The sequence below is a fragment of the Paenibacillus auburnensis genome, from assembly GCF_927798115.1.
Classification (GTDB): domain Bacteria; phylum Bacillota; class Bacilli; order Paenibacillales; family Paenibacillaceae; genus Paenibacillus_AQ; species Paenibacillus_AQ auburnensis.
This window is the reverse complement of sequence record NZ_CAKMMG010000009.1, coordinates 23882-48201: the sequence shown is the minus strand read 5'-3', so window position 1 is coordinate 48201 and position 24320 is coordinate 23882. Positions and strand designations below refer to the sequence as shown.

Here is a 24320-nt window from a genome sequence, read left to right as displayed (position 1 = left end):
TCATAGCGGTCCAGCGAATACAACCTTCTTGCTACGAATCTCTCTTTATACGGAAGAGAACCCTACTTATGCCTCTCTCCTAAGAACAGTAAGAACCAGCAGCAGGACTAAAGAAATTAATAGGATCGGTACTGAGAACATGGCATAGCCAATCCCCTCCCATCCTCCAATCAAGGAAAAGCTACCCACAAGCAAAATAGCACTACCTATCAATCCAACTATTGGCGGATAGAAGACCAGGATTCTTCGTCGCCCTCTGTCTCGTGACAAAAACAAGCTGATGATTACAATCAGTACTCCGATCAAAGCCCCAGCAATAATAGCATTCATTCCGTCACTCCTTCCAATATAATGCATTTATAGAATACATTTAAAGAAGGACGGATGCAATTTATCCGGATTACAAAATAAGAGCCTGCCGAAAATCGGCAGGCTCTTAAGAAGCTAATATCAGAAGATATTATCTTTTGAGGTTGTAGAAGGATTTCAGGCCGTTGTATTGAGCCAATTCACCCAGTTCGTCTTCGATGCGAAGCAATTGGTTGTATTTAGCAACACGGTCTGTACGGGAAGGAGCACCAGTTTTGATCTGGCCAGCATTGGTAGCTACAGCGATATCAGCGATAGTGCTGTCTTCGGACTCACCGGAACGGTGGGAGATAACAGCAGTGTAGCCAGCGCGTTTAGCCATTTCGATAGCATCGAAAGTTTCAGTCAATGTACCAATTTGGTTAACCTTAACCAAGATGGAGTTACCGATACCTTTTTCGATACCTGTAGCAAGACGCTCAGTGTTTGTAACGAACAGGTCGTCACCAACCAATTGAACTTTGTCACCCAATTTTTCAGTAAGCAATTTCCAGCCATCCCAGTCGTCTTCGGACATACCGTCTTCGATTGTGATGATTGGGTACTTCTCAACCCATGAAGCAAGAAGGTCAACATACTCAGCGGAAGTGTAAGATTTACCTTCGCCAGCAAGTGTGTATTTCCCGTCTTTGTAGAACTCGGTGGAAGCAACGTCCATACCCAGGAATACGTCAACACCTGGTTTGTAACCAGCTTTTTCGATAGCTTCGATGATTGTAGTGATTGCTTCTTCATTCGAACCAAGGTTCGGTGCGAAACCGCCTTCGTCACCTACAGCTGTGTTCAAGCCTTTGGATTGCAGTACGGATTTCAGGTTGTGGAAGATTTCAGCACCAGTACGAAGAGCTTCTTTGAAGCTTGGAGCGCCTACTGGCAGAACCATGAACTCTTGAACGTCGATGTTGTTGTCAGCGTGCTCACCACCGTTGATGATGTTCATCATTGGTACTGGAAGAGCTTTAGCGTTGAATCCGCCCAGGTATACATACAAAGGAATATCCAGAGCTGCTGCAGCTGCACGAGCTACGGCCATGGATACAGCCAGGATTGCATTAGCGCCCAACTTGCCTTTGTTAGGAGTTCCATCCAAAGTGATCATCAATTTGTCGATGCCCACTTGGTCAAGAGCGTCCATACCGATTACTTCTGGAGCGATAATTTCGTTTACGTTCTCAACTGCTTTCAGAACGCCTTTGCCCATGTAACGGGATTTGTCGCCATCACGAAGCTCAACAGCTTCATGAGCGCCTGTGGAAGCGCCGGAAGGAACGATAGCGCGGCCTTTAGCGCCGGATTCCAGATAAACATCAACCTCTACAGTAGGGTTACCGCGGGAGTCAAGGACTTCGCGTGCATATACATCAGAAATAATAGTCATGTAAGTTAATCTCCTTTTAAATATGGTTTTGGTATTCGTTAGCGTTGCTTAGGGTCTTGCTTATTTACGGCTGGCAATCATGGATTGTCCGGTCATTTCCGCAGGCTGCGGAAGTCCCATCAGATCAAGGATTGTCGGTGCCACATCGGCAAGGATACCGGATTCGCGCAGAACAACATTCTCAGTCGTTACGATGAAAGGAACCGGGTTCGTGGTATGAGCCGTGAACGGACGACCGTTCTCATCAAAGACCATATCCGCATTACCATGGTCGGCAATGATGATTGCCACGCCGCCTTTGGCAACAACTGCATCTACAACTTTGCCTACACATTCATCCGTTACTTCAACGGCCTTGATGGTAGGTTCCAGCATGCCGGAGTGTCCAACCATATCAGGGTTCGCAAAGTTAAGGATGATCGCATCCTGTCTGTCCGCTTCGATTTCCGCTACGCAGGCCGCCGCCACTTCGTATGCGCTCATCTCAGGCTGCAGATCATAGGTTGCTACTTTTGGCGAGTTGATCAGAATACGGGTTTCGCCAGGAAGCTCTTCATCGCGTCCGCCGCTGAAGAAGAAGGTTACGTGCGGGTACTTTTCAGTTTCCGCGATACGCAGCTGCTTCTTGTTGTTTTGTACAAGCACTTCACCCAAGGTATTATCCAGGTTCTTTGGCGAGTACGCTACATAGCCTTGCACCGTTTCGCTGAACGTAGTCAGACATACGAAGTGCAGACCCTGCGGGAACAAAGGACCACGGTCGAAACCGCGGAAATCGGAGTTGGTGAATACCTGCGACAGCTGAATCGCACGGTCAGGACGGAAGTTCAGGAACACGACAGAGTCGCCGCTTTCCACTACCGCTACCGGCTTATCATTGCTGTCCACGATAACACTAGGCTCAACGAATTCATCATATACCGAATTCTGGTAAGATCCAGTGATCGCCTGCAGAGCATCGGTATATTTAGGGCCTTCGCCATATACCATTGCACGGTAAGCCTTCTCTACACGTTCCCAGCGCTTGTCACGGTCCATCGCGAAGTAACGTCCGGATACTGTAGCAATTTTACCTACACCAACCTCTTCAATCTTCGCGATGAGATCCTGAACGAACTTTTGTCCGCTGTCAGGAGGTACGTCGCGTCCGTCCATGAAAGCATGGATATACACTTCGTGCATATCTTCTTTCTTGGCCAGATCAAGCATAGCGAACAGGTGGTTAATATGACTGTGTACGCCTCCGTCGGAGACCAGTGCATACAGGTGAAGCTTTTTGCCGGTAGACTTAGCGCTTCTTACAGCAGCAACCAGCGTTTCGTTCTCGAAGAATTCCCCGTCACGGATCGACTTATCGATACGGGTCAGATCCTGGTATACGATCCGGCCTGCGCCGATATTAAGGTGACCCACTTCCGAGTTGCCCATTTGTCCTTCAGGCAGACCTACAGCTTCGCCGCAAGCGGTAAGCGTAGTGTTCGGATATTGTTTCAGGTAACGGTCATAGTTGGGCTTATTAGCCTGGGCAACCGCGTTGCCTTCAGCTGTATTCCGCAATCCGAAACCGTCCATGATGATTAATGCTACAGGTCTTGGAGCTGACATCCTTATTTCGCCCCCTCAACGAGTGAAACGAAGGAAGCAGGCTGCAGGCTGGCACCGCCGACAAGAGCGCCGTCGATGTCGCTTTGACTCATGTACTCCGTTACGTTCTCAGGCTTCACACTGCCGCCGTATTGAATGCGTACAGCTTCAGCTGTTGCTTCATCGTACAGGCCTTTTACAAGGGTACGGATGTAAGCAATAACTTCGTTGGCATCTTGGGAAGTAGAGGATTTACCTGTTCCGATAGCCCAGATAGGCTCATAAGCAATAACCACTTGAGCTGCTTGTTCAGCACTCAGACCGGCAAATGCTGCTTCGGTTTGAACCTTGCAAACATCCTTAGTCTGGTCAGCTTCGCGCTCTTCGAGCTTTTCGCCGACACATACGATAGGAGTAATGCCGTGGCGGAAAGCCGCATGCATTTTTTTGTTTACAATTTCATCCGTTTCGCCGAAATAAGCACGACGCTCGGAGTGGCCGATGATCACGTAGTCTACACCAAGATCCTTCAGCATTACGCCGCTGATCTCACCTGTATAAGCGCCGTTATCTTCGAAGTGCAGGTTCTGTGCACCGATTTTGATGCTTGTTCCTTTAACCGCTGCAACCAGAGCAGGCAGGTTAGTAAAAGGAGCGCAAATGACAGTTTCAACGCCTTCTACTTCTGCTTGGCCTTTAATTTCAGCGATGAAACCTTCGGCTTCCGGAACGGTTTTGAACATTTTCCAGTTGCCCGCAATAATAGGTGTTCTGCTCATAATCTTGAATTGCCTCCTTCTTCGCGTCTTACTTGTCGTTCAGTGCCTCTACGCCAGGAAGTGCCTTACCTTCCATGAACTCCAGGGATGCACCGCCGCCTGTGGAGATGTGATCCATTTGGTCAGCCAGGTGGAATTTCTCAGCTGCAGCTGCGGAATCTCCGCCGCCGATCACAGTATAACCCTCAGTTGTTGCGCAAGCCTTCGCTACGGCAATTGTACCTTCAGCAAAGATGTCGATTTCGAACACGCCCATAGGACCGTTCCAGACAACCAGCTTGGAGTTTTTGATAATATCCGCATAGATTTCACGAGTCTTAGGACCGATGTCCAGACCTTCCCAGCCCGCAGGAATTTCAGTTACATCTACAATTTTGGTGTTGGCATCTGCGCCGAACTTGTCAGCAACTACAACGTCAACCGGAAGCACGAAGTTTTTGCCCAATTTTTTAGCCTTCTCAATGAATCCGAGAGCAGCATCAATTTTATCGTTGTCTACCAGTGAGTTGCCGATTTCATAACCTTGAGCTTTGGTGAATGTATAGGAAAGGCCGCCGCCGATCAGAACATTGTCAGCCAGGTTCAAAAGGTTGTCGATAACGTCGATTTTGTCCTTAACCTTGGAACCGCCGATGATGGCAGTGAAAGGACGCTCAGGGTTCGAAAGAGCTTTGCCCAGTACGGACAATTCTTTCTCCATCAGCAGACCGGATACAGCCGGCAAGAAGTGAGCGATACCTTCAGTCGAAGCATGTGCACGGTGAGCCGCACCGAATGCGTCGTTGACGAACAGGTCAGCCAGTTCTGCGAACTGCTTAGCCAGTTCAGGATCGTTCTTTTCTTCACCCGGATAGAAACGGACATTCTCAAGCACAAGCACATCGCCATTGTTCAGTTCAGCGATTTGCGCTTTCACTGCATCACCCACAGCTTCATCAGCTTTGGCTACCGGTTTGCCGAGCAGCTCGGACAAACGAACAGCAGCACCAGTAAGGCGCATGGAATCAACGAATTGACCCTTCGGACGGCCCATGTGGCTGGCCAGGATGACCTTTGCACCGTTCTCGATCAGGTATTTAATCGTTGGAAGTGTTTCGCGGATACGGGTATCATCAGTGATTTTACCGTCTTCCACTGGCACGTTGAAATCGACGCGTACGAATACGCGTTTGCCTGTTACTTCTACATCACGGACGCTTTTTTTGTTCATGATTAGTTTTCCTCCACACCCAAAATTGGTTCATGATAATCCATTTAGAAAGAGCGGAAACAAGGAAGTTCTGTTTCCGCTCTATAGATGCTGCTTATATTAAAACGATCTTATTGAGCAAGTTTAGCGAATTTTTCCAAAGTACGAACGAGTTGTGCAGTGTAGGACATTTCATTGTCATACCAAGCAACAGTTTTAACCAGTTGTTTGTCGCCAACAGTCAGGACTTTAGTTTGTGTTGCATCAAACAGGGAACCGAAAGTCATACCCTTGATGTCGGAAGATACGATTTCATCTTCAGTGTAGCCGTAAGTTTCTGGATCGGAAGCTTCTTTCATAGCTGCGTTGATTTCTTCAACAGTAACATTCTTATCCAGAACAGTTACCAGCTCAGTCAGGGAACCAGTCGCTACAGGCACACGTTGTGCTGCACCGTCAAGTTTGCCTTTCAGTTCTGGGATAACCAGACCGATTGCTTTTGCAGCACCGGTAGTGTTAGGGATGATGTTCTCAGCAGCAGCGCGGGCACGTCTGAAGTCGCCTTTTGCGTGTGGAGCATCAAGAGTATTCTGGTCACCTGTGTAAGCGTGGATAGTAGTCATCAGGCCTTCAACGATACCGAACTTGTCGTTCAGGACTTTTGCCATTGGAGCCAGGCAGTTAGTTGTGCAAGATGCGCCGGAGATAACTGTTTCAGAACCATCAAGGATGTCATCGTTTACGTTGTAAACAACAGTTTTCATGTCGCCTGTAGCTGGAGCAGAGATAACTACTTTTTTAGCTCCACCTTTAAGGTGTTTCTCAGCAGCTTCTTTAGTTGTGAAGAAACCTGTGCACTCCAGAACGATATCTACGCCAAGCTCTCCCCAAGGAAGTTCTTCAGGGTTGCGGTTAGCAAGAACCTTAACGTCTTTGCCGTTCACTTTGAAGAATCCGTCATGAACTTCAACTTCACCTTGGAATTTACCTTGAGTTGTATCATATTTAAGCAAATGAGCAAGCATCTTAGCGTCAGTCAGGTCGTTGATTGCTACCACTTCGATACCTTCTACATTTTGAATACGGCGGAATGCAAGGCGTCCAATACGTCCAAAACCGTTAATACCAACTTTTACACTCATTGAATAGTTCCTCCTAGATTTCGTTTTATTTATTCAAGACAAGCGGTGAAGCTCGTCAAGACAACAATGTTAAGTATAATGCAAAATAACTGCGGGCGCTCCCCATATCTTGGAAGCTATAGAACTTGCTGCAACTGTTTGTCGATTTCTTTGCCGATTTCGACGGCAGCAGCCTCATCTGTAACAAGAATGTCCTCTTGCCCGAATCGTAGCATTGCGTGGATTGCTTTGGCCTTGCGTTTGCCCCCTGCTATACCGACAACAACTTCCGTGCGGATAATATCCTCTAGACGGAGCCCCATCGTAAGCATGGTATGGACCACCTGGCCAGCTTCGTTAAAATAGTAGCCGAACGATTCGGCAACCGCGCCTTCTGCCTGAATTTCTGAGACTGTCGTCTCATCCAGCTTGCGGCGGCGGGTCATTTCAATGGCATCGCCGATTCCATGAACAATAATACGCGATCTGCGGATGATTTGCACGATCTCCCCTATGTTCGAGTCATGCCCCAGAGACTGGTAAGCATCCTCACTGAGCAGATCAGGCACATGCAGCAGACGGTAATTCGCTCCGATCCGCTTAGCCATTGTTGAAGCAATCGTATTCGCCTGAATTTCCATGCTCTCTCCAAGTCCTCCGCGTGCAGGGACAACCCATGCATTCTTATAGGAAAGGGATAAGGGCAAGGTCAGCTGATCGGCCATCTCAGCCAAAGTAGAGCCGCCTGTTACGGCAATCGTATCGTCGCTGCGCAGCACTCCGAGAAATGCCTTCGCACCTGCACGCCCAAGCTCACGCTTCGTGAACGGCGATGTCTCGCAATCACCGGGCACAATTATTACTTTACTAAGACCATACGTTGAGCGAATCTTCTCTTCCAGATCATCCAGGCCAAACAGACTCTTGGCGATCGGCTCCAGCAGGTCAAGCGTTCTGCGACCGGCATCGCTAATACGCATGCCGACACTCTCGATCTCAATGAGCCCTTGCGATTTCAGAAGATCCGTCTCGGCACGCAGCACACGCTCGGTCATATCCAGCGAGGCAGCCAGCGTTCTGCGCCCAATAATATCGGACAGCATGATCTGATGTAGAATCGTGTAACGTCTCTTAAGGGTTTCCATGAGATCCGGCAGAAGCTGCTTTTGGATTTCCAATAAATTGCGCATGCTTTCACTCCTGCAACTTCGTCTTTCTCTATTCCCTTGTTCGTGGTCTCAAAATGTCCCGGGTTAACTTTTTAAGTCCCACTCATATTCTAACCAAATATTACGCGGAGTGCAAGTCATCCGAGAGTATAATTCTCAACCACTGTACATCTTATACATCTAACAAGGCATGGAAAGACCCTGAGGCAGGGCTAAAGGCACAGAAATGCCCGGTATATGCCCGCTTCTGGCATGGCTATACTTTGTCCCTGTATGCCGGCAAAGATATTTTCGGAACAGTGACGCTGATCCATTGCATTTGTACAATAAATGTATTATAATAATTTCTGTTGCGCCCGTGGTCCAATGGATATGACGTAGGCCTCCGAAGCCTGAGATCCAAGTTCGATTCTTGGCGGGCGCGCCATTATTTACTTGTTTGTACATAATTTAGCAGTCGTCATACTGTTAATTAACCAAAGAGCCACTTGATGGCTCTTTTTTTTGAAACTAAGTTTGACTTTCTTTGACTTTTTGTTTGAATTTGTTTATCATGTGGTTAATACGGTAACAGTAAAAATGAACACATTCGAATAGCCAATTCAAGGAGGTTTTCCACGTGAGTTATATCCCTATGGTAGTAGAACAGAGCAATCGCGGCGAGCGCGCTTATGACATCTATTCCCGCCTGCTGAAGGACCGCATCATTTTCCTTGGAACAGAGGTCAATGACGTGGTTGCCAATTCCATCATCGCACAAATGCTATTCCTGGCTGCTGAAGACCCGGATAAGGATATTCACCTGTATGTGAACAGCCCCGGCGGCTCCATCACGGCAGGCATGGCTATATTTGATACAATGCAGTACATTAAACCGGATGTTTCCACTATCTGCGTGGGCATGGCCGCTTCCATGGGAGCTTTCCTGCTGAACGCCGGTGCCAAGGGCAAACGTTTTGCACTGCCAAACAGCGAAATTATGATTCACCAGCCTCTGGGCGGTGCTCAAGGCCAGGCTACGGATATTGAAATCCGCGCCCGCCGCATCCTCAAGCTGCGCGACAAGCTGAACCGCATCCTATCCGAACGTACCGGCCAGCCGCTGGAACGGATCGAGAAGGATACGGACCGCGATTACTTCATGACTGCTGCTGAAGCAGCTGAATATGGTATTGTCGATAAAGTTATCGAGAAGACATTGCCTACAGGCGTATAACAGAAGCAACAGCCAAAAGGCTGCCGGGACCCATAATGGTCCCGGCAGCCTTTTTTGTGCAGTCTATAGATTGACGCCTTTAGATAAAGAAAACCTATCCCAAACGGCCATACCCCAGGCCATCCAGTTTGTCGGCGATAACCCGGTACCCCTTCCCGTTCGGGTGAATATGATCAATAAACAGCAGGCCGCGCTCATTGCCGGCAAACTCATTATAGATGGAGGCAAATCCGCAGATCCGGCTGCTGTAGCCTGAAGTATACCTGTTGAATTGCCGGACCCACTCCGTAGCTTCATCGACTTGCGGATAAGGATTGTAGAGTCCGACAATGCGGATGATATAGGGCCTTGGCCTACCTGCCTTGAGCTGCGATACCGTGCTCATGATGTCGCTGATGTTCCGTTTACAATTGTACAGCGCCTTCTGGAGCAGCGGTGACAGATCACCAGGGCGGTTACCTGCCGCCTTAGCGGCTTTGATCAGGTCATTGCCGCCGATTGATATCGTAATCAGGTCAGCATCGCTGACCGCCAGCCGGAAGTTGTAATCCGCTTTAAGACGCTGCTCCAGACCGTCTGTTTTCAGCCCATTTACGCCTAAATTGGTTAAGCGGATGGGCGTACGCAGGCGCGCCTCCGCCATCCTGCGGTAAACCGGAACAAATCCGTTGCCGGGCAGCGCTCCAAACCCCGTCGTCAGGGAATCACCAATAGCAGTGTACTGATAGCTCATCATATATCCCTCCCATCCATAAGCTGCTTTCTTTAATTAGCTTATGAATGGAGCGGGCACCAGGGAACGGCGGGGTACCCATAACCCGCATTGGCGGAGCTTCTGATTGCCGTTACTTCAGCGCTGCAAACGGACTGCTTCCATCCGGCAGCATTTCCTTAAAGGTGAAGGTGAATTGAGGGAACCCTGCAGCATAAGCCGTATAATCGTATAACTGGAAGAATAAGACTACCTTGCCTTCCTTCAAATAAAAATACTTCTCTGTATTCAGCCCGGTGAATCCGCCGAGATACCCTCCATCAGCCTTGAAAAGCTTGGTCAGCTTGGCGTTCAGCTCTTTTTTATAATTAGGATTGGCACCGAACAGGTCACCCAGCAGGAGACGTTTGCCATCCTTCAGCGAGAAGGTGAAGGCATTGCGGAAGGTCATCCCATGCGCACCACCGGTATAGCCGTATTGTTGTGTGACCAGGCTGAGTACACCGTTCTGATTATAAGTAACGACATAGCCGCCTTCAAATTCGTAAGGCCGGTCATCCTCCGATTTGTTCGCGATTTGGTTCTCGGCATCTGCCGCATACTTAAGGATCGTCTGCTTAATCATATCATTGATCTTTTTCTGGGCTTCCGCATTCTCCAGGCCGCTCACCTGCGGATAATCCAGCTTGATCGGCGCATCTTCCCGTTCCTTAATGTAGCTCTCTGTCTTAATGGTTATCGCATTCTGTACCTGCTTCATCACATTGAGCCGGCCGGAAAGCGCGTTCCAATCCCCCTTATACCCGAGATAATCGGTCAGCAGGTCGAAAGGAACATACAGGCGGTTATTTATGCTTTTCCCTTCATAATCTCCAAGGAAATAGTTATTCACTGAAATGGAAATGCCGTAATCCGAGACCATCAGCTTGGTCAGTGTGTTCCCTTTACCAATCGAGTAAGTCTTGTCTGCCTTATCATACGAAACTGGCATGTTCAGGCTATCACGCAGGAAGCTGACAGGTACCCATACCTTCCCGCCGCTATAAATCCCGGTCTGCTGCGTGATGCTTCCGTTCCACTTCAGGACAACTTGTGATTGCTCCGCCTTAGCCACCTGTTTTGCCGCTGCAGCCTGACTGGTCCCGGCCGGCAATATTCCTCCGCCAAGCAGCAAACCCGCTGCCATCATTCCCGCACCCCATTTACGGGCTTGTTCCTTCGATATCAAATTCATGAATGATTTCCCCTTCCACCGGCACGATGATTAATTTTGTGTAATTCTGTAAGACCCGGAAGTTTACAATCCCGGCCCGCTTTTACTATTATAGTGGCAGCAGCTGCCGCTATTGTTACAATGATGCTTACAGTTTCTTAAGCTTTTCTGGTTATTTTAAAGGCTCTTGTTACATTTCTTTAAACAAAATGAGAGATTTCATATCTCACCAGGGTCTGATCCCGCTGAAAAAGAGGCCCTGCTGCGCCGTAACGGCAGGAGCAGAGCCTCCAATATTCTGTTTCTTATTTCAGTTCGTAAACAACGTTAAGCTGTGTGGAAACCTTAACTTCACCAGGCTCTACAGATGTCCCGCCGGCAGTATCTGCGGCTGCCTTGCTCATAGCTGCATTCTCCATGTAAATGACCGGGTTGTTGCCGTCATCGTTCTGGATAACCGTAACAACCGAACCGAGACTGCGCTTAGCTGCTTTGGCAATTGCGGCCGCTTTTGCATCAGCGTTAGCCATCGCTTTTTCAATGACCTGAGCTTCAAATGCCGAAGGATCTTCGATCGCAAACTGTGCATTGCCGATGTTGTTAGCACCCGCTGTTGAAGCAGCATCTAGCAGTGCGCCGACTTTTGCCAGATCACGGTAAGCTACCTGCAGGGTATGCTGTGCGATATAACCTTTCACCTGCTGTCCGTCTTTCTCACTATAGGTGTAGTTAGGCTGTACGCTGAATTGTGTGCTCTGGATATCCTTGTCGGAAATGCCCCAGGTGGTCTTGAGCAACGAGGTCAGCTTGGTGATTTTGGTTCCGTTAGCCTTTTGCGCATCCTGTGCCGTTGCTGCAGACGAAGTCACACCGATCGACAGATATACGATATCCGGCTTGATGGCCAGTTCGCCCTTGCCTGTTACGCTGACAATATTTCTTTGGATATCCTCAGCCGCGTAAGCCTTTTCAGGACCTTTAAACACTCCGCTAAGCCCCATCCCCCCTACAATCAAACTTCCTGCCAGCAGCACCGCTCCGAATGATTTGCCCCATTTCTTCATGCTTGCTATCCCCTTTCAATTCTTATTAATGTTTGGTACCCTCTAGACGGGCCTGTTTGGTAAAAGTTGCATCTGTTGCCGCACTTCCGGAACTTAATTTTTTAATTATTATTTCCTTAAACCTAATGTCTGGCATACCCGGGCAAATAAAAAAAGCCCCGAAGGGCTTTTTGTCATACGGTATAAGTAAGTCTGGCATAAAATCTTATTGGTTCTCCAGTTCTTCCTTACTAACAAGACTTGTCAAAGCGGTTACAGCTTGATCCGCATCGGCGCCATCCGCGCTAATATAAATCTCCGTGCCGGAACTGATCGCCAGGCTCATAATGCCCATGATGCTTTTGGCGTTAACCTTTTTATCGTCTTTTTCCACGAAAATCTCCGACGAAAACTTGTTGGCTTCTTGCACGAACAATGCTGCCGGCCGAGCGTGGAGCCCCGTCTTCAACCGTACAACTACCGGGTGCTTTGTCATGAAACGCTTACCCCCTATTTGAGATCTGCCCAAAAATTTCACATTAATTTTATAATATTATATCATTATAACCGCATCCACACTAGAAAAAAAATAATCAGCCTCCGCGGACTTTATCCGCCAGCTCATCAATTTTGCGCAAACGGTGATTTACTCCCGATTTACTGACCGTTCCCTTGAGCATTTCGCCCACTTCCTTGAGGTTAATATCCGGATGTGCCAGTCTGATTTCGGCAACCTCGCGGAGCTTATCCGGCAGACTCTCCAGACCCACCTCACGCTGCAGCAGCTTAATGTTCTCAATCTGCCGTACTGCAGCACTGATCGTTTTGTTCAGGTTAGCCGTTTCGCAGTTGACGATCCGGTTCACGGAATTGCGCATATCGCGCATAATCCGCACATCCTCAAACTTGAACAGCGCTTGATGCGCACCGATCAGGCTCAGGAACTCGATGATCTTCTCGCCTTCCTTAATGTATAGAATAAAGCCCTTCTTGCGCTCTATGCAGCGGGCGTTCAGGTGAAATTCACCAGCCAGCTCCACCAGTGCTTTGCAGTGCTCTTCATACATGGAAGCGATTTCCAAATGGTAGGACGAACCCTCGGGATTGTTCACAGATCCGCCGGCCATAAAAGCTCCGCGGAGGTACGCCCGTTTGCAGCAGTTCTTCCCGACGATCTCCTCATCGATCCCATCGGTAAAGATGAAGCCTTCGGAGACAATCCGCAGGTCCTTCAGGATTTCCTGCACGCGGTTTGGAATTCTGACAATATAGACGTTATTCTTCTTCAAACGCATTTTTTTACGCACGAGCAGCTCGATATGGACCTGGTAATATTTCTTAAGCAAAGAATATACCCGCCTTGCAATCGCGGCGTTCTCCGTCGAGATGTCAAGAACCACCTTTTTGCTCGAAAGCTGCACAGAACCGTTCATCCGGATCAGCGCTGACATCTCTGCCTTCTCGCAGCATGGCTGGCTCTCCACCATCGTCAGCTCTTTTTTGGTAAGGGCCGCAAAAGACAAGGGGCTCACCTCTTTCATGTTCATTAAACCGTGAATCTATCTGGATATCCAGTCCTCTACCAGCTGGTAGATATGATGACTGAGCTTATCCGTATCATGCCTTAAATAGGTCTTGAATAATACGAGCTTATCCGCAATAACCTTGTATCCGTTGCCGTCGAGCGCATCCCGGTCAAGCAGCACGGGGCGTGCGCCCTTTTCAGCGTATTTGACCTGCACCTGCTCCGGAATCTCCCCGTCGTTGACAATGACATAATCGAACAAATGCAGGCCGATATGATCATACACGGCTTGAAGGTGGTCGCTTACAGTGTAATTGTCTGTCTCTCCAGGCTGGGTCATCACATTGCAGACAAAGATTTTGATCGCCTTGGACTCTACAACGGCTTCTGCCAGCTTTGGTACGAGCAGATTGGGCAGAATACTCGTATACAGGCTGCCTGGCCCGCAAAGAATGGCGTCTGCATTTCGGATCGCCTCCAGCGCCTCCGGCAGCGGTTCCACATCAGCCGGCTCCAAAAAGACACGTTTGATCCGGCCTCCGGCTTCCGGTATTTTGGACTCTCCGGTAATAATGGTACCATCAGACATTTCGGCGTGCAGCACCACGGCGTCATCCGCAGCGGGCAGTACCCGTCCGCGGACAGCGAATACCCGGCTAAGCTCACGGACAGCGGTGACAAAATCTCCGGAGATGTCCGTAAGCGCCGCGAGAATCAGATTGCCCAGACTATGTCCGGCCAGTCCTTCTCCGGTACTGAAGCGGTATTTCATAATCTGTTCCATCAGCGGCTCCACATCCGCCATGGCTGTCAGCACATTGCGGATGTCACCTGGAGGCGGCATCTGCAGCTCGCTCCGCAGAATCCCGGAGCTGCCTCCGTCATCTGCCACAGTCACTATCGCTGTGATATCGAGCGGCTTTTCCTTCAACCCGCGAAGCATGACAGAGAGTCCCGTACCTCCGCCCATAACGACGATACGCGGACGTTTGTCTTGTTCTTCAGCCACAATTGACCCCTTCTCTCGTTAATGCCGATCACGCTCGGAATCCCGATGGCTGACCGCTACCGTTTCCGTCTCACTGACTCCCAGCATTTTGCCCAGGTACTCTGCAATGGCTACTGAGCGGTGTTTCCCGCCCGTGCACCCGATGCCGATAATAATCTGGGATTTGCCTTCCTTACGATACTGGGGAATCAGGAAATGAAGCATATCCAGCAGCTTGGTCAGAAAAACTTGCGTTTCAGGCCATTTCATTACATATTCGTAAACATCGCTGTCCTGGCCAGTCTTGGGCCGCAGTTGATCCACATAATGCGGATTAGGCAAAAAGCGAACATCAAACACGAGGTCTGCATCAATCGGAATACCATACTTGAATCCGAACGAAGTAATATTAACGGAGAGTGTACTTTTTCCAAGATGAGAAAATCTTGAAACGATCTTCTCCTTAAGCTGCACAGGCTTCATACTGCTTGTGTCCAGACAGAGGGTAGCCGAATTCTTCAGTTCCTCCAGCATTTGGCGCTCCAGGCGGATGCCGTCAAGCGGCATGCCCTTCGGAGCCAGCGGATGATGCCTCCGGCTCTCTTTGTAGCGCTGCACCAGCACGGAATCCGTGGCATCCAGGAACAGAATTTCGCAGCCGATCGTGGACTCGTTCTTGATGTAGGTCAGCGATTCTGATAAAGCCGTAAAAAACTCCCGCCCCCGCAAATCAATTACAAGCGCTACCTTGGCGATCTTCCCCTTCGACTGCTCAATCAGCTCGGCGAACTTCGGAATCAGCACCGGCGGCAGATTATCGACACAGAAGAACCCCAGGTCCTCCAGACTTTGTACAGCAATGGTTTTGCCTGCACCCGACATGCCCGTAATAATGATCAGGGTGGCACCAGCCGCTCCGGATTGCTCCAATTCGGTCATGAAAGCGTCCCCTCCCTAAGAATAGTATATGAATAATTCCAGTCTATTAAGAACGCAGCAAGAGACCCGCTGCACCAATAATCCCTGCATCATTTCCAAGCTCGGCCGGTACAATGGTCACGCCCTTTTGCAGCGGCTCAGGAGCCAGCTTGGCGAACACGCGGCGGACCTCATCAAACAGAATGTCGCCAGCTTTGGAAACCCCGCCGCCAACGATAAATACTTCCGGATTAAGCACAGCCGCTACTGCAGCCATCGATTTACCCAGGTAGAATGCTGCACGGTTAACGATACGCAGAGCGACTTCGTCGCCGGCCTTGGCAGCATCAAATACTTCCTTCGCCGCAATCTTCTCCACCATGGAGAGCGAGGTGCGGTCTCCGCGGGCTACAGCATCATTAGCCATGCGAATAATGCCGGTAGCAGAGGATACAGTTTCCAGGCAACCCATATTGCCGCAGCCGCACTGAATGGCTTCCAGATCAGGCACAACGGAAATGTGGCCAAGCTCTCCGGCCAGACCGGCGAAGCCCTGGTAGACCTTGCCGTTAATAATGATTCCGCCGCCGACACCGGTTCCCAGCGTATAGCAGACACAATTCTCGATGCCGCGTCCTGCGCCGCTCCAGGCCTCGCCCAGTGCAGCCACATTGGCGTCATTGTCTATTTTGACAGGCTTGTTAAGGCGTCCTTCCAGAATAGAACGGATCGGCACATCTCTAAATCCTATGTTAGGCGCAAGAATGATGATTCCTTCACGAATATTCGTAAATCCGGCCAGGCCTGCTCCTACACCGGCAAGCTGTTCCCAAGAGTACGGGGATTCTTCCACAATCTGGCGCACATACTTCTCGATATTATCGATGACGGCATCGACGCCATCTGCAGTCCCCGTAGGTCCCTCAAAAGTGTGAAGCAGGGTTCCCTCGGCATTGCAGATTCCAACTTTAATCGTGGTTCCACCTAAATCCACGCCAACGTAGATAAGTTCAGACATGTAACAAGCCACCTTTTTCTATGCTAAAATAGTTAATCCTACGTACCCACTATAATAGAAGCCTTCCCTGCGGTCAAGGAATGGCGACACACCCGGGTGTATCCGTTGTCTTAAGCGCAGAATAAACAAATCCGGACAGGCTTCAGGGAACACTTACAGCGCCCTCCCCAGTCATATTAACGTTGTATGCGCTACCACCAGAATCTATGACTTGTTCATCCGGGCAGGTCCTTAAACCCAAATGAATTCTTCCAGTCATAAAAGCGCACAAAAAGGCGCGACCTGCCATGCATCGCACCTTTTGCACTTCTATAAAGTTGTGGCCTTATTCCGACAATATCCGTTTCTGGCCTTCCAGCGCGCGGATCGGGGCGATATTCTGGGTAAATTCCAGTGTGCCCATGTAGCGGCCCGCTTCATCGCGGACAGCGAAATAACGGATATAAATAAACTTATCCTTGATAGCAATCCAGAAATCCTCTGCATCCTTGCGCCCTGCCTTGAAGTCCTCCAGTAGCTTCTCCACCACATGTACGCTTTGCGGCGGATGACAGTTCTGCACCGTACGTCCAATAACAGCCTTGGTCCGGGCAAAGATCCGTTCTTTACCATGTGAGAAGTAACGGACAACGTCATTTTCGTCAATGAAGGTTAAATCCACCGGCAGATGGTTAAGCACCGTCTCCAGCTGATGGAGCGACAACAGTCCTGTTTCAAAGCGGATAAAGCCCTGCGGGCTTTCGCCTGCGGATTCTTCCTGCACAGCGGCTCCTTCCGGTTCAGCAGCACGTTCAGGGATCCACTCCTGTTCCGGTGAGGTCAGGCAGAAGCCGATCTCGTCGCTTTCCCGGGCGATTTTGACCCATTCGTCTTCGGTCAGCTTATCGAGTGCCATGGGCAGCAGAATATTTTCTTCCTTAAAGATCATCTCGTTTACTTCCTTGATGATTTCAGCTAACTGGGCACTGATCTCTTCCTTATTCCCGCTGTATTGGCTGAGCGCCGCTTTGGCTGCTTTGATCATGGCCCGGATGCCGTCATCGACGCCCCACATCACCTTGGTCGGACCGTAGATCCCGTACTTCTCCAGATAAGGGAATAGCAGATTCTCCTTGCGGCTGTAATGCTTGTCGAGATCCAGCAGCAGGCTGAGATCCTCCAGCAGCTTAAAGATGATCTCCTCGCTGTCATTCTTCAGAAACTTGCCGGCATGCAGTTCCAGACGGAAATTCACCAGCCGCTCGATTTCGCGGTTCTCCAGCTTCAAGGTATGCACCGGATGGCCCGGCTGCTCCTCCGGCTTCGAAGAACGGTGAATCTGTTCGATAGAGCCTTTGAAGATGGCCGTATGCACCGAACACAACCGCTGAACCTCTGCTACCGGAATACCCTCCTCTGTCATCAGCGAATGCTCCATTGCGGAAATCTCCGCCACCGTCACATCGCCCACTGCTTCAGCAAAACGCGCTTTGACTTCCTCTACACTTTTACCGGCGTGCAGCTCTTTAATGATCTCCTTCAGCATCGCCTGGCGGCGGGTCTGTTCCGGTACGTCCACTTCACGGTTATTGATCAGTTCACTCATTGGTATCGCTCCTTATTATCCGTATTAATTGCTCTATTCAAGAACCTCAAACCCATGGCGTTTAAACGTCTGCCTCACGGTATCCGGGTCCATTTTCCGCAGCTTAATTCCCTTCGACAGGGTCATGAACCGGCCTGCTGTCTGCAGCATCCCCGGCTTCGTAATATCATGAAACCCCAGCTCCACCATAATGTCGGTAACCTCAGGATGCCGGCTTACCAGCTCGAATATGGATTCATCCATTCTCAGCACTTTGTTCATGTGCACCATTCCTTTTTTAGTGAGAATTCTTCTCAACAACAGCTTAGCATAGGCCCTTAGAACGAATAGTGATTGCAATCACTAAGTTTTAAAAAGAAACGGCTACGCCCCCGGACCCGATGACCGGATAAAAAAAGCCGTCTCCCTCAGCCTTTTACAGCCTGGAGACAGCCTTGTATTTCACCTATTAGGTGAGCTGGTTCATTGATTCTTGAATACCGTGGGAAATCCGCATGCTGCAGAAGTTCGGACCGCACATCGAACAGAAATGCGCCGTTTTGGCTCCTTCTGCGGGAAGGGTCGCATCGTGATACTCCAGCGCCCGCTCCGGATCCAGCGCCAGATGGAACTGGTCGCGCCAGCGGAATTCAAACCGTGCTTTGGACAGCGCATTGTCACGGTCCTGGGCACCCGGGTGGCCTTTGGCCAGATCGGCAGCATGGGCAGCGATTTTGTAGGTAATCACACCTTCGCGCACATCATTTTTATCAGGGAGCCCCAAATGCTCTTTGGGAGTCACATAACAGAGCATCGCCGTTCCGAACCAGCCGATCATTGCTGCGCCAATTGCTGAGGTGATATGGTCATAGCCGGGAGCAATATCCGTGGTTAACGGGCCCAGTGTATAAAAAGGAGCTTCCCGGCAGATATCCAGCTGTTTATCCATGTTCTCCTTGATTTTATGCATCGGCACATGACCTGGACCCTCCACCATAACCTGAACATCATGCTTCCAGGCGATTTCCGTAAGTTCTCCCAGCGTTTCCAGCTCCGCAAACTGGGCTTCATCATTGGCATCGGCAATGGAGCCCGGCCGCAGTCCGTCACCTAGCGAAATTGCGATGTCGTAGGTCTTCATAATTTCGCAAATGTCCTCGAAATGTGTATATAAGAAACTCTCCTGATGATGGGCAAGGCACCATGCAGCCATAATGGAGCCGCCCCGGGAGACAATCCCAGTCATTCGTCCGGCCGTAAGCGGAATATAGCGCAGCAGCACTCCGGCATGAATGGTAAAGTAGTCCACCCCCTGCTCCGCCTGCTCAATGAGGGTGTCGCGGTAAATCTCCCAGGTCAGATTTTCAGCTTTGCCGTTTACCTTTTCAAGTGCCTGGTAAATCGGAACGGTGCCGATCGGTACAGGAGAATTGCGGATAATCCATTCACGGGTGGCATGAATTTTTTTACCGGTGGAGAGATCCATTATCGTGTCTGCCCCCCAGCGGGTGGCCCATCTCATTTTCTCCACTTCTTCTTCGATGGAGGAGGAAACTGCGGAATTACCGATATTGGCGTTAATCTTCACCAGGAAATTACGGCCGATAATCATGGGCTCACTCTCCGGGTGGTTGAGATTAGCAGGGATGATCGCACGTCCGGCAGCTACCTCATCCCTCACAAATTCCGGACTCATGTTCTCGCGGATCGCAATATATTCCATCTCCGGGGTAATGATTCCCTTCCGCGCATAATGCAGCTGGGTCACATTGGAACCTGGACGCGCTTTTAAAGGCCGCCGCTGCAATCCCGGAAAGCTCTCTGTCACGCAGGCCGCCGCTGTCCCTTTTTCCTCATCCTGCGGGGCTGCTCCCTCGTACTCCTCCGAATCGCCGCGTTCTGCAATCCAGGCTAACCGGTGAGGCGGCAGTCCTTTCCGTATATCCGTTTGTTCAAAGTCATCCGTATATAACCCGCTCGTATCGTACACACGCACTGGCGCATTAACTTCTTCGCCGGCGCTTCCCCTGGTAGGGGTAAGACTAATCTCACGCATCGGGACTTGGATGTCCGGGCGTGAACCCTCAACATAAACTTTACGGCTCCCCGGAAATCCCGAAAGATTTACGTTTTCCTGCTTCACTGTTCCTGGCATTGTTTCTCCTCCTCAGATTGGTGTGTTCACACGTGGTCTTTGAATAAGAATATGCAGCAAAAAAGCCGCTCCACCTGGAGCGGCTTTATCTGGGAACAGCCAAAGAAGGCTATACGAAATAAAAGTCCGGCTCCACTTTCCTACGCTGGTATGATCCAGATCAGGTTCAAGGGTCCGGAAATTCACTTTTTCCGTCTCAGCCAATTCAGGCTCCCCTAGTGGGCATCTTATTAAATTACATTAAATCTACTCTACCCGGATATGCTCTGTCAATGGCTGGATATAAAGGCAAACCTTCATCCTCATTTATCCAGCGTTTCGCTCCAGTCATGCACCATGGTGCCTTCCAGGAACTTCTCAGCATCCATAGCCGCCATACATCCGGTTCCGGCGGCAGAGATCGCCTGACGGTAACGGGTATCCTGCACGTCTCCGCAAGCAAAGACGCCCGGAATGTTCGTTTCGGTCGTGCCCGGATTTACCACAATGTACCCGTTAGCATCCGTAGTAATCTGTCCGCCCAGGAATGCCGTGTTCGGTGTGTGCCCGATGGCCACGAAGACACCGTCCGCTTCGAGCAGTTCTTCCAGACCTGTCTCATTGTTGCGCACAGTCAGCCCTTTGACTCCCGTGTCGCTAACGGTCACTTCCAGCGGTGTACGGTTAAGCGCCCAGGCCACCTTGCTGTTCTCACGCGCCCGGTCCTGCATAATCTTCGAAGCGCGCAGCTCCTCGCGGCGGTGCACCAGGGTTACACTGGAGGCAAAGCGGGTCAGGAAGCTGGCTTCCTCCATCGCGGAGTCTCCGCCGCCGACAACAATAATCTTCTTGCCGCGGAAAAAGAAGCCGTCACAGGTAGCGCATGTGCTGACCCCGCGCCCCACATTCTCCTGCTCGCCGGGGATGCCCAGATATCTGGCGGAAGCGCCGGTCGAAATAATGACCGACTCCGCCTCCAGTACACCAAGCCCATCCACGGTTACTTTGAAGGGCCGCTGCGAGAAATCCACAGAATCCACCCAGCCGTTCTTGAACTCTGCCCCGAAACGTTCAGCCTGCTTGCGCATGTTGTCCATCAGATCGGGTCCAAGAATGCCTTCAGGAAAGCCCGGAAAATTCTCCACTTCTGTCGTCGTTGTCAGTTGTCCTCCCGGCTGCAAGCCTTCAATTACGAGCGGGCTAAGGTTGGCACGTGCCAAATAAATTGCGGCAGTCAGCCCTGCCGGGCCTGTTCCGATTACAATTGTTTTGTACATCACATTGGCCTCCTTACAAGTGGGTGATTATTTACTTCGAAGAAACGGCTGTGAGGGCTTCTGTAAAGCAGCCTGATCCGCGTTTCCGGTGAACAATATAAGGATGCAGAATCGAGCATCATTTATACCTGGTTGCTTATATTACTTGTGGGCGGCGGTTCATGCCCTTATATCTTCTCTGTGGAAGGAGACAAGTCTCCCGGCTCCGCGATCAGATTCAAGGTGCCGCACGCGCTGTCGATCCGCCGTGCATACCGGCTGACCATCGAGGCAGAGACATCATAACGCTGGGCCACCTCACGGTAAGTCACCGGACGGCTGTGCAGCTTGGCTGTTAAGTATTCCAAAGCGGCACACCAGCCTTCTGTGTGGCTGAAGCGGGGTACATCGGGATACAGGCTGCCGATGAACTGCTTCCAGAGATTCTCCGCATCCTTCTTCTGAAGGGCATCGTATCTCCGGTCCATCACGGCCAGCGTATGATCCACAATCCGCTGCCAGTCTTCTTTCCACTCCGGCAGACCCTTATGAGACTGAGCCGGTGCGGCTTCCCGCTCTTCCTTGAGAGCCACGGTCTCCTCCGGACCGCTGCCGATCAGCCGCTGCAGGCTAAGCAGCGCTGCCTCCTGCAGCTTATCCTCCTGAAGCGGCTCCTGCTCCAGCAGTTCCCTCAGCACTTCGGACATCTCCTCATCCTCAATCCAGCGGAGCGCCTCTGTGACCTGCAGCTTGGTACCGGAGTCACCGTAGCGCAGCGCCCAGAAGAACGACGCGCGCAGCAGCGGATTGCTCCGGACTTCTGCTGTGAAGCTACTGGTATTATCTTTCCATTGCTTAAGCTGCTCCTGAAAAGGCAGCTGGTAGTTATAGCTGACCGGCGACATCGCCCGGCCTTCAGCCAGTGCCTGCTGCAGCTGTGACAGGAAGAATCCCGGCACCGCTGATTCCGGATCGAGCTTCGCGGCCTGCCTCCAGCAGCGCAGCGCCTCACTGTAGAGCCCGCTGTTGCTTGCGGCAGCGGCACAGTAATGATAGAGGCTGGCGTCTCCGCCCACCTCTTCATCCTTCAGCAGACGCCGGAAATGGCCGTAGGCCGTTTTGTGTCTGCCCAGGATGCCCATCGTTGTAGCCATTTTGAAGACATGCTCCTGATGAAAAGGCACCGTCGCTTCCAGCATGCGCAGCAGAGCGGCAAGCTGATCCTGATCACCTGCATACTGCAGGAAAATCGCCATATTGCAAAGGGCATGCAGGTTGCCCGGGTCCTGTTCCAGCACCTCGCCCAGACACTCCTTGGCTTTGACGAACCGGCCCATATAGAAATAGGCCAACGCCAAATTGTTATGCGCTGCAAGAAAATCGGGCGTGTTCTTCACGATCTCTTCCAGCAGCTTGACTGCCTGCGGAAACTTTCCTTCCTCCAGCAGGCTCCGGGCACGGTCATGCTCTACGACCCCTTCCCGGCTGCGGATGCGGATCAGCGGCGCAGGACGGTCAAGCTCATATTGCAGCAGCTCCATCAATTCCTCAGACTCTGCCAGATACTCACCGGCTGCATCTTCTTGCAGATACGTAACCAGCGAGCGTTCTGCTTCTTCAAAGCTCTCCATATTGGCATAATTGTTAGCCATATAGAAGTGGCATTCCGTCATTGCGGGATCAATCTTTTCCAGCACATGGGTCAAAATATCATTGGACGCTTGATAATTGCCCATCTCAGATAATATACCCGCCATGTTACAGTGATTCACCGGATTGTCCGGCTCATATTCGACGGCTTTGCGAAAATTCTTTAATGCCTTATCATATTGAAAGCGGTCCAGCGACCGTACGGCTCTTTCAAAGAAAAAATTGGCATCCAGAGTAACCGGAATTACATTGCAGGGCTCCGTGTCATCTGAAGTTCTCTCAATCATGGAAGCAAGGCACCTCCCTTTATAAGCTTCCTTATCCTCACAAAAATAGGAGAGCAGCGCCTACGCGGCACCCCGAGCTCCCACCTTAAGCATTCTATCGTTTCCATTTCTGGCCGTAGCTGCCTTCACACAGTATACCACATGTGGCAGGGGGATTCTCAAGCTAAGGGAAGCGGCCCGGCAGGAAAAAAGATGAAGCGGTCAGGACGGCCGCTTCCATACCCCATTTCAGAAAAAAACACGGGGAATTAAATCCCCGCGTCTCTGAATAATTTATCGATTGAACCGCCTTCAATAATAATGCGCGTGGCTTCAGCCAGCATTGGTGCTACCGATAGCACCTTGTACCGGGTGGAATGGTCGTCCGGCAGTGCAATCGAATCGGTGACAACCACTTCGTCGATATTCTCGTGGTCCATGCGGGCTAGTGCATCGCCGGAGAATAGACCATGTGTTGCACAGACGATGCTGTTCTTGGCTCCACGTTCCTTCAGGCCTTCCACCACATTCACAATCGTCGTACCGGTGTCGATCAGATCCTCGATAATAACCGGTGTTCGTCCCTCGACATCGCCAATCACATGGGTGATCACCGATTCATTGTGCGCCGGACGCTTCTTGATCATAATGGCAAACGGCGAGTCAAGCCGGCTGGCTAGCTTCTCCGCCATGGAGGCGCGTCCCGCATCCGGTGATACGACCACAGGATTGGAGATGCCCTTCATCTTCAGATAGCCGCTGATCAGATCGAGTGCAGTCAGATGATCCACCGGAATATTGAAGAAGCCCTGAATTGCCGCCGCATGCAGGTCGATGGTAATAACACGGGTAGCGCCTGCAGTGGTCAGCACATCGGCAACCATTTTGGCCGAGATCGGCTCGCGCGGTGCGGATTTGCGTTCCTGCCGGGCATACCCGTAATAAGGGACAATAATATTCACCGTTCTGGCTGAGGCGCGTTTGGCCGCATCAATCATAACGAGCAGCTCTACGAACAGCTCATTAATAGGATGAGCGAGGGATTGCACCAAAAATACGTCGCAGTTCCGGATGCTCTCTTCATAATGCACATAAATCTCGCCGCTCTTGAAACGGGTCAGCTTAATTTGGCCGAGGGGTGCACCAAGACGCTCCGCAATGTCTGCGGCCAGCTTCGGATTCGACGAACCGGAAAAAATACGCAATTGATGATGCTGCATAGTACCCT

22 protein-coding genes, 1 tRNA gene and 1 riboswitch are annotated in these 24320 nt (G+C 50.7%); of the genes, 2 read left to right on the top strand and 21 right to left on the bottom strand.

All coding sequences use genetic code 11. The annotated features are described in order from the left end of the window. Window positions 1-66 precede the first annotated feature (66 nt). From L6H70_RS23010 to L6H70_RS22980, 7 genes are all read right to left on the bottom strand, one after another. Complete coding sequence (locus tag L6H70_RS23010; RefSeq protein WP_236336484.1) at window positions 67-330, bottom strand: YesK family protein; 264 nt, start codon at window positions 328-330, stop codon at window positions 67-69. Between the two features lie 130 nt (window positions 331-460). Continuing rightward, complete coding sequence (gene eno / locus L6H70_RS23005; RefSeq protein ID WP_236336483.1) at window positions 461-1747, bottom strand: phosphopyruvate hydratase; 1287 nt, start codon at window positions 1745-1747, stop codon at window positions 461-463. A gap of 60 nt (window positions 1748-1807) precedes the next feature. After that, the gene (gene gpmI, locus L6H70_RS23000) at window positions 1808-3352 is read right to left on the bottom strand and encodes a 2,3-bisphosphoglycerate-independent phosphoglycerate mutase (protein ID WP_236336482.1); all 1545 of its coding nucleotides are present in this window, start codon (window positions 3350-3352) and stop codon (window positions 1808-1810) included. A 2-nt stretch (window positions 3353-3354) separates the two neighbouring features. After that, complete coding sequence (tpiA, locus tag L6H70_RS22995; RefSeq protein ID WP_054943360.1) at window positions 3355-4110, bottom strand: triose-phosphate isomerase; 756 nt, start codon at window positions 4108-4110, stop codon at window positions 3355-3357. Between the two features lie 28 nt (window positions 4111-4138). Further along, on the bottom strand, window positions 4139-5320 hold the full coding sequence (locus L6H70_RS22990; RefSeq protein WP_236336481.1) for a phosphoglycerate kinase: 1182 nt from the start codon (window positions 5318-5320) through the stop codon (window positions 4139-4141). 110 nt (window positions 5321-5430) lie between these two features. After that, window positions 5431-6441, bottom strand: coding sequence for a type I glyceraldehyde-3-phosphate dehydrogenase (gene gap, locus L6H70_RS22985; RefSeq protein WP_206102738.1), 1011 nt, complete (start codon window positions 6439-6441; stop codon window positions 5431-5433). Between the two features lie 116 nt (window positions 6442-6557). Then, window positions 6558-7610: a sugar-binding transcriptional regulator gene (locus L6H70_RS22980; RefSeq protein ID WP_236336480.1), complete on the bottom strand. Its 1053-nt coding sequence runs from the start codon at window positions 7608-7610 to the stop codon at window positions 6558-6560. 331 nt (window positions 7611-7941) lie between these two features. On the opposite strand from L6H70_RS22980, the gene L6H70_RS22975 reads away from it, so the two are divergent. Together L6H70_RS22975 and clpP are read left to right on the top strand one after the other, a co-directional pair. After that, window positions 7942-8016, top strand: a tRNA-Arg gene (locus L6H70_RS22975). 192 nt (window positions 8017-8208) lie between these two features. After that, complete coding sequence (gene clpP, locus L6H70_RS22970; RefSeq protein ID WP_054943364.1) at window positions 8209-8805, top strand: ATP-dependent Clp endopeptidase proteolytic subunit ClpP; 597 nt, start codon at window positions 8209-8211, stop codon at window positions 8803-8805. Between the two features lie 94 nt (window positions 8806-8899). On the opposite strand, the gene L6H70_RS22965 is transcribed toward clpP, so the two are convergent. The 14 genes from L6H70_RS22965 to L6H70_RS22900 form a co-directional block, all read right to left on the bottom strand. Beyond that, the gene (locus L6H70_RS22965) at window positions 8900-9538 is read right to left on the bottom strand and encodes a GDSL-type esterase/lipase family protein (protein WP_236336477.1); all 639 of its coding nucleotides are present in this window, start codon (window positions 9536-9538) and stop codon (window positions 8900-8902) included. Window positions 9539-9650: 112 nt separating this feature from the next. Next, a complete protein-coding gene (locus L6H70_RS22960) occupies window positions 9651-10751 on the bottom strand; it encodes a PdaC/SigV domain-containing protein (protein WP_236336475.1) in 1101 nt (366 codons plus the stop codon). 284 nt (window positions 10752-11035) lie between these two features. After that, window positions 11036-11794: an SIMPL domain-containing protein gene (locus L6H70_RS22955; RefSeq protein WP_236336474.1), complete on the bottom strand. Its 759-nt coding sequence runs from the start codon at window positions 11792-11794 to the stop codon at window positions 11036-11038. Window positions 11795-11999: 205 nt separating this feature from the next. Beyond that, on the bottom strand, window positions 12000-12269 hold the full coding sequence (locus L6H70_RS22950; protein WP_019914358.1) for an HPr family phosphocarrier protein: 270 nt from the start codon (window positions 12267-12269) through the stop codon (window positions 12000-12002). Window positions 12270-12366: 97 nt separating this feature from the next. After that, window positions 12367-13296, bottom strand: a complete 930-nt coding sequence (gene whiA, locus L6H70_RS22945) for a DNA-binding protein WhiA (protein ID WP_054943369.1) — start codon at window positions 13294-13296, stop codon at window positions 12367-12369. 36 nt (window positions 13297-13332) lie between these two features. After that, window positions 13333-14268, bottom strand: coding sequence for a gluconeogenesis factor YvcK family protein (locus L6H70_RS22940; RefSeq protein WP_236336632.1), 936 nt, complete (start codon window positions 14266-14268; stop codon window positions 13333-13335). Between the two features lie 57 nt (window positions 14269-14325). Next, a complete protein-coding gene (gene rapZ / locus L6H70_RS22935) occupies window positions 14326-15225 on the bottom strand; it encodes an RNase adapter RapZ (protein WP_236336472.1) in 900 nt (299 codons plus the stop codon). A gap of 46 nt (window positions 15226-15271) precedes the next feature. Further along, window positions 15272-16222 carry an ROK family glucokinase gene (locus L6H70_RS22930; RefSeq protein WP_206102732.1) on the bottom strand — a complete coding sequence of 317 codons (951 nt, stop codon included), beginning with the start codon at window positions 16220-16222 and terminating at the stop codon, window positions 15272-15274. Between the two features lie 325 nt (window positions 16223-16547). Further along, window positions 16548-17807, bottom strand: a complete 1260-nt coding sequence (locus L6H70_RS22925; protein ID WP_236336470.1) for a DUF438 domain-containing protein — start codon at window positions 17805-17807, stop codon at window positions 16548-16550. A 33-nt stretch (window positions 17808-17840) separates the two neighbouring features. Next, entirely contained in the window at window positions 17841-18068 is a 228-nt protein-coding gene (locus L6H70_RS22920; RefSeq protein ID WP_236336468.1) for a DUF1858 domain-containing protein, read from the bottom strand. 187 nt (window positions 18069-18255) lie between these two features. After that, on the bottom strand, window positions 18256-19941 hold the full coding sequence (thiC, locus tag L6H70_RS22915) for a phosphomethylpyrimidine synthase ThiC (RefSeq protein ID WP_236336467.1): 1686 nt from the start codon (window positions 19939-19941) through the stop codon (window positions 18256-18258). A gap of 120 nt (window positions 19942-20061) precedes the next feature. Continuing rightward, a riboswitch (TPP riboswitch) is annotated at window positions 20062-20168 on the bottom strand. A gap of 75 nt (window positions 20169-20243) precedes the next feature. Further along, window positions 20244-21197 carry a thioredoxin-disulfide reductase gene (trxB, locus tag L6H70_RS22910; RefSeq protein WP_054943377.1) on the bottom strand — a complete coding sequence of 318 codons (954 nt, stop codon included), beginning with the start codon at window positions 21195-21197 and terminating at the stop codon, window positions 20244-20246. Window positions 21198-21364: 167 nt separating this feature from the next. Beyond that, window positions 21365-23113, bottom strand: a complete 1749-nt coding sequence (locus L6H70_RS22905) for a tetratricopeptide repeat protein (protein WP_236336466.1) — start codon at window positions 23111-23113, stop codon at window positions 21365-21367. Between the two features lie 248 nt (window positions 23114-23361). Continuing rightward, a complete protein-coding gene (locus tag L6H70_RS22900; protein WP_236336465.1) occupies window positions 23362-24312 on the bottom strand; it encodes a ribose-phosphate diphosphokinase in 951 nt (316 codons plus the stop codon). Window positions 24313-24320: the final 8 nt, after the last annotated feature.

Excerpts from the sequence above, each read along its gene's own strand:
- L6H70_RS23010 (WP_236336484.1), bottom strand. The coding sequence starts at position 330 with ATGAATGCTATTATTGCTGGGGCTTTGATCGGAGTACTGATTGTAATC.
- eno (WP_236336483.1), bottom strand. The coding sequence starts at position 1,747 with ATGACTATTATTTCTGATGTATATGCACGCGAAGTCCTTGACTCCCGC.
- gpmI (WP_236336482.1), bottom strand. The coding sequence starts at position 3,352 with ATGTCAGCTCCAAGACCTGTAGCATTAATCATCATGGACGGTTTCGGA.
- tpiA (WP_054943360.1), bottom strand. The coding sequence starts at position 4,110 with ATGAGCAGAACACCTATTATTGCGGGCAACTGGAAAATGTTCAAAACC.
- L6H70_RS22990 (WP_236336481.1), bottom strand. The coding sequence starts at position 5,320 with ATGAACAAAAAAAGCGTCCGTGATGTAGAAGTAACAGGCAAACGCGTA.
- gap (WP_206102738.1), bottom strand. The coding sequence starts at position 6,441 with ATGAGTGTAAAAGTTGGTATTAACGGTTTTGGACGTATTGGACGCCTT.
- L6H70_RS22980 (WP_236336480.1), bottom strand. The coding sequence starts at position 7,610 with ATGCGCAATTTATTGGAAATCCAAAAGCAGCTTCTGCCGGATCTCATG.
- L6H70_RS22965 (WP_236336477.1), bottom strand. The coding sequence starts at position 9,538 with ATGAGCTATCAGTACACTGCTATTGGTGATTCCCTGACGACGGGGTTT.
- L6H70_RS22960 (WP_236336475.1), bottom strand. The coding sequence starts at position 10,751 with ATGAATTTGATATCGAAGGAACAAGCCCGTAAATGGGGTGCGGGAATG.
- L6H70_RS22955 (WP_236336474.1), bottom strand. The coding sequence starts at position 11,794 with ATGAAGAAATGGGGCAAATCATTCGGAGCGGTGCTGCTGGCAGGAAGT.
- L6H70_RS22950 (WP_019914358.1), bottom strand. The coding sequence starts at position 12,269 with ATGACAAAGCACCCGGTAGTTGTACGGTTGAAGACGGGGCTCCACGCT.
- L6H70_RS22940 (WP_236336632.1), bottom strand. The coding sequence starts at position 14,268 with ATGGGCGGAGGTACGGGACTCTCTGTCATGCTTCGCGGGTTGAAGGAA.
- rapZ (WP_236336472.1), bottom strand. The coding sequence starts at position 15,225 with ATGACCGAATTGGAGCAATCCGGAGCGGCTGGTGCCACCCTGATCATT.
- L6H70_RS22930 (WP_206102732.1), bottom strand. The coding sequence starts at position 16,222 with ATGTCTGAACTTATCTACGTTGGCGTGGATTTAGGTGGAACCACGATT.
- L6H70_RS22925 (WP_236336470.1), bottom strand. The coding sequence starts at position 17,807 with ATGAGTGAACTGATCAATAACCGTGAAGTGGACGTACCGGAACAGACC.
- L6H70_RS22920 (WP_236336468.1), bottom strand. The coding sequence starts at position 18,068 with ATGAACAAAGTGCTGAGAATGGATGAATCCATATTCGAGCTGGTAAGC.
- thiC (WP_236336467.1), bottom strand. The coding sequence starts at position 19,941 with ATGCCAGGAACAGTGAAGCAGGAAAACGTAAATCTTTCGGGATTTCCG.
- trxB (WP_054943377.1), bottom strand. The coding sequence starts at position 21,197 with ATGTACAAAACAATTGTAATCGGAACAGGCCCGGCAGGGCTGACTGCC.
- L6H70_RS22905 (WP_236336466.1), bottom strand. The coding sequence starts at position 23,113 with ATGATTGAGAGAACTTCAGATGACACGGAGCCCTGCAATGTAATTCCG.
- L6H70_RS22900 (WP_236336465.1), bottom strand. The coding sequence starts at position 24,312 with ATGCAGCATCATCAATTGCGTATTTTTTCCGGTTCGTCGAATCCGAAG.